This window comes from Flavobacterium sp. (genome assembly GCF_025352015.1).
In the GTDB taxonomy this organism is placed as follows: domain Bacteria; phylum Bacteroidota; class Bacteroidia; order Flavobacteriales; family Flavobacteriaceae; genus Flavobacterium.
This window is the reverse complement of sequence record NZ_JANXUG010000094.1, coordinates 1-8078: the sequence shown is the minus strand read 5'-3', so window position 1 is coordinate 8078 and position 8078 is coordinate 1. Positions and strand designations below refer to the sequence as shown.

Genomic DNA, 8078 nt, shown 5'->3' with positions numbered 1-8078 from the left:
AAAAATAGTGTCAACAATTGGACTTTCGATATGATGACAAGCATTACAATCTCTAGCAAAATTCTTCTTGCGAATTGTGAACTTTCTGTGATTACATTTAACACAATGAAAGCCGTCTCTCCACTTTATTTCTGCCAAATAACCTAAACAATCTAAATCAGTTTTGAATCTGTCTGTAAATTCTAAAATACTTTCTCCTGTAAACTTTTCCATTTTTAAAGGCACAAAAAAATATTAGTAATTATCAGAACACCTCAACAAATTATTAAACATAGGATAAAATTAAAAAATACAGTAAAGCTAAAATCATTAATTTTAAAACTCTGCGTATTTCAGCAAAAATTTTAATAATTAAACAGCTGGTTTGAGGAACATAAAAGACTTAACGCGTTTTGATTTTATTAAAATCAAACTCCCACTTTTTATCTGTATCATACCACAGTTGCCCAGCAGAAACCAGCAACGGACATTCAAAATTATTGCTGTATAAACTTCCCGTCCCTAATCCTTGAGGCATCAAATTATTTTGCATAAAAGTAAACTGTGCAATCGCATTCAAACCAACATTACTTTCTAAAGCCGAAGTAATCCACCAACCAATATTTAATTTTTCGGCAAGAGAAATCCATTGCAAAGTTCCTCTAAATCCACCAATAAAACTGGGTTTCAAAACAATGTATTGCGGACTAATTTTTTGAAGTAAATTTTCCTTTTCTTCTTTTGAAAATACGCCGATTAGCTCTTCATCCAAAGCTATAGGAATAGTAGTATTTTTACACAAAACTGACATCGTGTCAGTAAGGTTTTTTTTAATCGGTTGTTCAATACTATGCAATTTAAAACCAGATAGTTGCTTAATTTTAAATAAAGCATCATTTGAATTAAATGCACCATTAGCATCTACTCGAATTTCAATCATTTTTTCATCAAAGTTAGATCGAATAAAGCGTAATATAGCCAATTCTTTATCAAAATCTATGGCTCCAATTTTCAACTTTATACAACGAAATCCTTGCGCAATTTTATCCTCAATTTGAGTTTTCATAAAGGTTTCATCACCCATCCAAACCAATCCGTTTATGGAAATACTTTCTGTGTTTTCTGTAAAATCCGAAGGAAATAAAATAAACGTATTTTCGCTTTTTAAAGATAAAAAAGCCATTTCAATTCCAAATTGTAAAGATGGAAATTCGACTAATTCTTCCCATAATTTTTGTTCTCCCAAATGAATATTTTTGCAAATCCATTGTAATTTTTCTTCATAATCTGGTCGATCATCAATACTCAAACCACGCAAAATTCCGCACTCTCCTATTCCCTTTTTACCCTCTTTTTCCAAGATGATAAACCAAGTTTCTTTATCGGTTAAAATGCCTCTGGAGGTTCCTGAAGCTTTTTTAAAATGAAGTATGTATTTGAAATACGTTGCTTTCATTACTAAAGCGAAATACTTGTTCCAATGTCTAAAAGCATTAAATCTTTTCCTGCATCAAAAAATTTCTTTTTGGCTTCTTCGTGATTTATAACAATAAACCCAAAAGTATCAAAATGGCAGCCCAAAATCTTATCACAGTCAACAAAATCAGCTGCCATGATAGCATCGTCAACATCCATAGTGAAGCAACTACCAATAGGTAAAATTGCTAAATCGAGCTTGGTTCGCATTGGAATGAGCTTCATATCCATTGTTAAGGCTGTATCGCCAGAGAGGTAAATATTTTTGTGTTCGCCTTCAATAACAAATCCGCCGGGATTACCACCATAAGTTCCATCTGGAAACGAACTAGAATGTACAGCAGCAACATATTTCACTTTTCCAAAATCAAAGTGCCAACTTCCACCGTGATTCATCGGATGGTATTGAAATCCTTTTTTACCATAGTAGTTTGCTATTTCCCAATTGGAAACAATAACCGAGTTATTATTTTTTGCAATCACCTCAACATCTGCAATGTGATCAAAATGAGCATGAGTTATCAAAATATAATCTGCCTTTAACCTAGTGATGTCAATATGCGCTGCATTTTCATTGCCCGAAATAAAAGGGTCAATAAGAAGGTGTTTTCCGCCGACTTCAATCCCAATGCAAGCGTGTCCGTAAAAGGTTATTTTCATAAAATATGTTTATATGTAGTTTACCAATAAATCTGAAACAAAATAAATTAGGCTTAACGCCAGTAAAACCGATAGAAAAAAGGTACTTAAGGCTAATTTTTTCAACTCGGGATCTAGAAGTTTAGGGTTTTTGTTTTTAAACACAGTCAATAGGTGTGAACTCATTGGGAAATAAGCCGCTAAAAATAAATATTGGTCAAAATGAAACTGGTTTAAAATGGCAAATACAACCACCAAAACCATAGCTGAAATGACTAAAAAATAATGGTAATTTTTAGCCCACTCGCTACCTTTTTGAACTACTACAGTATTTTTTCCGGCTTTTCGGTCACTATCTTCGTCTCGCATATTATTGAGATTTAAAACGCCAACGCTTAAAAAACCGATAGCCGTTGCGGGCAACAATAACAACCAATCTATTTGTTTTGTGAACATAAAATACACCCCAAACGTACTTACCAATCCAAAGAAAATAAATACAAACACATCGCCATAACCACGATAACCATAAGCGCCTTGACCCACAGTATACCTAATGGCTGATGCAATCGCTAAAAATCCTAAAAACAAAAAGATAAAAGAATACAGTAAATAGCTTTCTTTGAAAGCATAATATATCAATAAAACAGCGAAAAACAAGGTAATCACCGACATTAATATCATGGCATTTTTCATTGCAAAAGGGGTAATGGTTCCTTTTTGAAGGGAGCGTTTTGGACCCACTCGATCCTCATTATCGGTTCCTTTAATACCATCGCCATAATCGTTTGCAAAATTGGAAAGTATTTGTAAACCTAGCGTGGTTAGCAACGCAAAAATCACAATATTCCAATTGAACATGGCTTGTGACATCGCATAAAAACTACCCACAATAATCCCAGATACCGACAGCGGTAAGGTGCGAATGCGTGCGGCTTCAATCCAGTGTTTCATTTTTTTAAGTTTATTTGGTTATTTGTACATCGAAGTAACGAATTAACGAATCATTGAACTACGGCAACCACTTTTTTTCAAAGTTGGGTTTTCTTTTTTCTAAAAAGGCATCTCGTCCTTCTTTGGCTTCATCAGTCATGTAGGCTAATCTTGTTGCTTCACCTGCAAAAACCTGTTGTCCCACCATACCATCGTCTGTAAGATTCAAAGCAAATTTCAACATTTTTATAGATGTTGGCGATTTTTCCAAAATTTCTTGTGCCCACTGATAAGCTACATTTTCTAATTCGTCATGAGGTACCACCGCATTAACCATTCCCATTTCAAATGCTTCTTGCGCGGTATAATTTCGTCCTAAAAAGAAAATCTCTCTTGCTTTTTTCTGACCCACCATTTTGGCCAAATAAGCCGAACCATAACCGCCATCAAAACTTGTCACGTCTGCATCGGTTTGTTTAAAAATAGCATGTTCTTTACTGGCTAAAGTCAAATCGCAAACCACGTGCAAACTATGTCCACCACCTACAGCCCAACCCGGAACCACAGCAATAACAGCTTTGGGCATAAACCGTATCAATCGTTGCACATCTAATATATTCAGTCTGTGATAACCATCTTCGCCCACATAACCCTGATGACCGCGCGCTTTTTGATCGCCACCAGAGCAAAAAGACCAAATACCATCTTTAGATGAAGGTCCTTCGGCAGAAAGTAGCACCACGCCAATAGAAGTGTCTTGTTGAGCATCGTGAAAAGCTTCCAATAATTCGGCAGTTGTTTTGGGACGAAATGCATTGCGAACATCTGGTCGATTAAAAGCAATTCTCGCAACACCATTGCATTTTTTATAAGTGATGTCTTCAAAATCCTTAACTGCTTTCCAATTGATTGAACTCATGTAAGTGCTAAAATTTGTTAAAATAAAATCTCAAAAAATAATTTATACTATTTTAGCGTAAAAATAAAGTATTTTTAACTCTTAACTACACAATTAAATTTTAAATCCTTATGAATAAATCGATATTTTATGTTGCTTTCTTATTATTTGGCTATGCTGGATTTTCACAAAAATATGAATTTCATACGCTTAAAGATATTGAAGCAACACCCGTAATTTCCCAAGATAAAACGGGAACGTGCTGGAGTTTTGCCACAACTTCTTTTTTGGAAGCCGAAATTATACGTTTAACCGGAAAAAAAATTGACCTTTCTGAAATGTATAACGTTCGCAACACCTATCTTGACAAAGCCGAAAATTATGTGATGCGACAAGGAAAAGCACAATATGGAGAAGGCGGCTTGAGTCACGATGTGATTAACAGTGCCCGAAAATATGGTGTTGTTCCCGAAAGCAATTTTATCGGAAAAACTACTGCTGATTTGGAATATAATCATGCTAAAATGGTAGCTGAACTTGAAGCGATTGTAAAAAAAGCAGTTGCCGAGACGCCCAAAAAATATCAAAATTGGAAGACAGATTATACCGCTGTTTTAGATAAATACATGGGCAAGTTTAATGAAAATGAGAAAATAATTTTGCCAAAACTAGCTATTGATAACACCAAAGTTGTTGCTACCGAAAAATCTCTTTCTCCAAAACAGTTTTTAGCGACCACAAATTTGAATTTAGAGGATTACCTTACCCTAACTTCATTTACCAATGAGCCTTTTTACTCAAAATTTATTTTGAACATTCCTGATAATTTTGCAAATGGAACTTTCTACAACTTGCCTTTGGATGAATTCATACAAAACATTGATAATGCTATAAATAAAGGATTCACTTTAGCACTCGATACCGATGTAAGTGAAGCTACTTTTTCGGCTAAAAATGGTATTGCCGTAATTCCAGAAAACGAGACTGATTCGCAAGTTATTCTAACCGAAATTAAACCCGAAAAAAAAATTACACCCGAATACCGTCAAACCGAATTTGAAAATTTTGATACCCAAGACGATCATTTGATGCACATTGTTGGAAAAGTGGAAGATCAAAAAGGAGACGTGTTTTACAAAGTGAAAAACTCATGGGGCACCAATTCTGGGCGAAATGGTTTTGTGTATATGAGCGTTGCTTATTTAAGATTAAAATCGATTTCGGTGATGTTGCATAAAGATGGTTTGATTAAAAAAACCAAAACTGCTTTGGGCGTTTAATCAAAAACATTTTCTAGAAAATAACTAAACCTGATGGAATTACATTCTTTTAGGTTTTTTGTTATGTTTAACCAAATAAAATCAACATAATGAGAGCCTTTTCGCGTCAAGAAAAAATTAAAATCCTTTTTAGTTTCCCAGTCATTATTGCTGCTTTGGGCTATTTTGTAGATATTTATGACTTACTGCTTTTTGGTATCGTACGCATAAAAAGCCTTACCGATCTTGGTCTTAATGCCGATACTGAAGGCACAATGATTATAAATTACCAAATGACCGGAATGATTTTGGGTGGAATCCTTTGGGGAATTCTTGGCGATAAAAAAGGCAGGCTTTCGGTATTATTTGGTTCCATAGTTGTGTATTCATTAGCCAATATTGCGTGCGGTTTTTTACCCCAACTCAAAGGTGAAAATGTGGTTTATATTTATGCTTGGTTGCGCTTTATCGCAGGCGTTGGTTTGGCTGGAGAATTAGGAGCAGGAATCACGTTAGTGTGCGAAACTTTACCTAAAGAATTGCGCGCTATTGGAACCTCGTTGGTTGCTGGTTTTGGTGTTCTGGGTGCTGTGGTGGCGCATTTTACAGTGGAACTTTCGGGTAGTTGGTCTACTGCTTATTTTATTGGCGGCGGATTAGGACTGTTGCTTTTAGTGTTGCGAATTAGTGTGGCAGAAAGCGGTATTTTTAAAAACGTCAAAGAAAAAAATGCTGTAAAAAGAGGCGATTTTTTGTCTTTTTTCACCACAAAAATACTTTTTATCAGGTACTTAAAATGCATTTTTATTGGAATCCCTATTTGGTTTTGTATTGGGATTTTGGTCTTTATGGCAAACCAGTTTGCTCCCGAAATGGGGATTGCCAAAATTGATCCCTCAAAAGCCATACTTTGGATATATGTTTTTGGTTCTATTGGCGATTTTTCAAGTGGTTTTATATCACAAGCAATAGGTTCGCGCAAAAAAACGATACTCTATATGATGCTTTTTACATTATTGGGCGTATTCTTACTGCTATATGGCGGTACAAAAACCGAGGAGAGGTATTATTTTTATTGTGCATGGCTGGGCTTATCAACCGGGTTTTGGGCCATGTTTGTTACCCTTGCCTCTGAACAGTTTGGCACCAATTTACGTAGCACCGCCACCACCAGCATACCTAATATGGTGCGAGGTTCAGTACCATTGATGTTAATAGCTTTTGATTACTTAAAAGCAGCATCAAGTGTCATAACTGCTGCGGCGCTGGTAGGCGCATTTGTTTTTAGTCTTGCGATTTACTCGGTGCTCACCATTTCTGAAACACATTATAAGGATATGGATTTTGTGGAATAAAAAGGTGCTAAACATTCAAAAAAAACTGCAAGAAAATGACTCCCGAATTTGTGCTGTAGTACTAAAGGTAATTTAGGTTTAAAAATGCTGTGCATTCTTTACAATAAAAATATATGTTGTAGTTGCTCCAAGGCGGGAGAGTTTTGCAGCACAGGTATTAAGCATGGGGAAAAACTGTTTGATGATTTGTAACAAAATACTATATTTGAAAAACGAAACAAAACTTTTCTTATACAGCCATATTGGTATAGATAATCGAAATTTTATATCGTCAATGTACAAGTTAGGCGTCAGTTTGGCGAAACACTGAAAAAACAACAAAAAACATCAAATTTATATTTAAAATGAAACTTGAACCAATGAAACCAATTAGAGTTTTTCCAAACGAAGAATTTAGGGAAATAATAATTGAAGATAAACTAAAATTACGTTACGCGATTTCCAACAAAGGAAGATTAATTAGCTTTGTAAACGATATAAAGTTTGGCAGAGAATTAAAAGGCGGAACTGCTGATGGTTATAAAACATTCAATTATAAAATCTTTAACAACGGGAAAATAACTAACAAGCATCTATTTTTTTCAAAACTTATTGCTAAATATTTTATACCTAAAACTTCAGAAGAACAAACATACGTTTTACATTTAGATAGAAAACGTGATAATGATGATTACAGAAATTTAAAATGGGCAACAAGAGAAGAAATGCTTGAATTTGGTCGAAAAAGTCCGTTTGTAATCCAAGCAAAAAAAAATTTATTAGAACATAATTTAAAATCTAACGGCAGAAAATTAACAGTAACCAAAGTTATGCTGATCAAAAAACTTTTAGCGAAACCTGAACAAAGAACAAGATTAAAAATGATTGCAAAACAATTTGGCGTAAGTGAAATGCAAATCAGAAGAATAAAAAGTGGTGAAAATTGGAGCCAAGTGAAAATATGAAAAACGAAATAAATAAAAAACTGAACGGCTAACTGCGGTTAGTAGAAATAGCGGCTTTTGGGCTTAATTTGAAGTTGGTTTTGTACTTGCAAAGTCGGTGTATAACCGAAAGTATAGGCTTCCTTAATAAACCACCCCTGCGAGCTGCAAAATGTCAGGTTGTGAATAAACGCAACTCGAGAATCTAACGCAATTTTATTTAAAATTAACCCTTAAAACGTTTCAATTATGAAAAAAAAAGAGTGAAAATTATTAATCTGCTTGTTTTACCGATTGTTTTAATCCTATTTGCTTGTGAAAAAGACTTATACGATGAACATTTGCATAAATAAAGAGTTAAAAGCCAAATAACTCTTGAACAATTTAAGAGAGAAACCGGATTGAATGATTTTACTCCTTCAATTAAAATAAAATTTAATATCGATAATTCTTTTCAACGAAATGCTGATGGAAGTTATGAATTAAGTGATTTTGATATTGATACTAGTATAATCAAAAGAATTGTCGTTAACGAAAAAAAAACTTATACTTTGTCACTTAAATTCAACTAATCCTGCACTTAAAACACTTACTGTTTTTTCACTTACAGATTTTG

At 34.3% G+C, this 8078-nt stretch carries 8 protein-coding genes; 3 read left to right on the top strand and 5 right to left on the bottom strand.

Annotation, left to right across the window (positions count from 1 at the left end; all coding sequences use genetic code 11):
- The 5 genes from Q0Q96_RS09475 to Q0Q96_RS09455 form a co-directional block, all read right to left on the bottom strand.
- A partial coding sequence (locus Q0Q96_RS09475; RefSeq protein ID WP_293874206.1) for a transposase occupies nucleotides 1-213 on the bottom strand: 213 nt, incomplete at its 3' end.
- A 169-nt stretch (nucleotides 214-382) separates the two neighbouring features.
- Entirely contained in the window at nucleotides 383-1435 is a 1053-nt protein-coding gene (locus Q0Q96_RS09470) for an o-succinylbenzoate synthase (RefSeq protein ID WP_293874203.1), read from the bottom strand.
- Between the two features lie 2 nt (nucleotides 1436-1437).
- Complete coding sequence (locus Q0Q96_RS09465; protein ID WP_293874200.1) at nucleotides 1438-2115, bottom strand: metal-dependent hydrolase; 678 nt, start codon at nucleotides 2113-2115, stop codon at nucleotides 1438-1440.
- Between the two features lie 9 nt (nucleotides 2116-2124).
- Nucleotides 2125-3048 (bottom strand): 1,4-dihydroxy-2-naphthoate octaprenyltransferase, encoded by a 924-nt coding sequence (menA, locus tag Q0Q96_RS09460; RefSeq protein ID WP_293874198.1) that lies wholly within the window; start codon nucleotides 3046-3048, stop codon nucleotides 2125-2127.
- A 58-nt stretch (nucleotides 3049-3106) separates the two neighbouring features.
- Nucleotides 3107-3946: a 1,4-dihydroxy-2-naphthoyl-CoA synthase gene (locus tag Q0Q96_RS09455; protein WP_293874196.1), complete on the bottom strand. Its 840-nt coding sequence runs from the start codon at nucleotides 3944-3946 to the stop codon at nucleotides 3107-3109.
- A 110-nt stretch (nucleotides 3947-4056) separates the two neighbouring features.
- On the opposite strand from Q0Q96_RS09455, the gene Q0Q96_RS09450 reads away from it, so the two are divergent.
- The 3 genes from Q0Q96_RS09450 to Q0Q96_RS09440 all read left to right on the top strand — a co-directional run bounded on the left by Q0Q96_RS09450 (nucleotide 4057) and on the right by Q0Q96_RS09440 (nucleotide 7483).
- Nucleotides 4057-5205: a C1 family peptidase gene (locus tag Q0Q96_RS09450; protein WP_293874194.1), complete on the top strand. Its 1149-nt coding sequence runs from the start codon at nucleotides 4057-4059 to the stop codon at nucleotides 5203-5205.
- Nucleotides 5206-5294: 89 nt separating this feature from the next.
- Complete coding sequence (locus Q0Q96_RS09445; protein ID WP_293874191.1) at nucleotides 5295-6539, top strand: MFS transporter; 1245 nt, start codon at nucleotides 5295-5297, stop codon at nucleotides 6537-6539.
- 359 nt (nucleotides 6540-6898) lie between these two features.
- Nucleotides 6899-7483: a hypothetical protein gene (locus Q0Q96_RS09440; protein WP_293874188.1), complete on the top strand. Its 585-nt coding sequence runs from the start codon at nucleotides 6899-6901 to the stop codon at nucleotides 7481-7483.
- Nucleotides 7484-8078 lie beyond the last annotated feature (595 nt).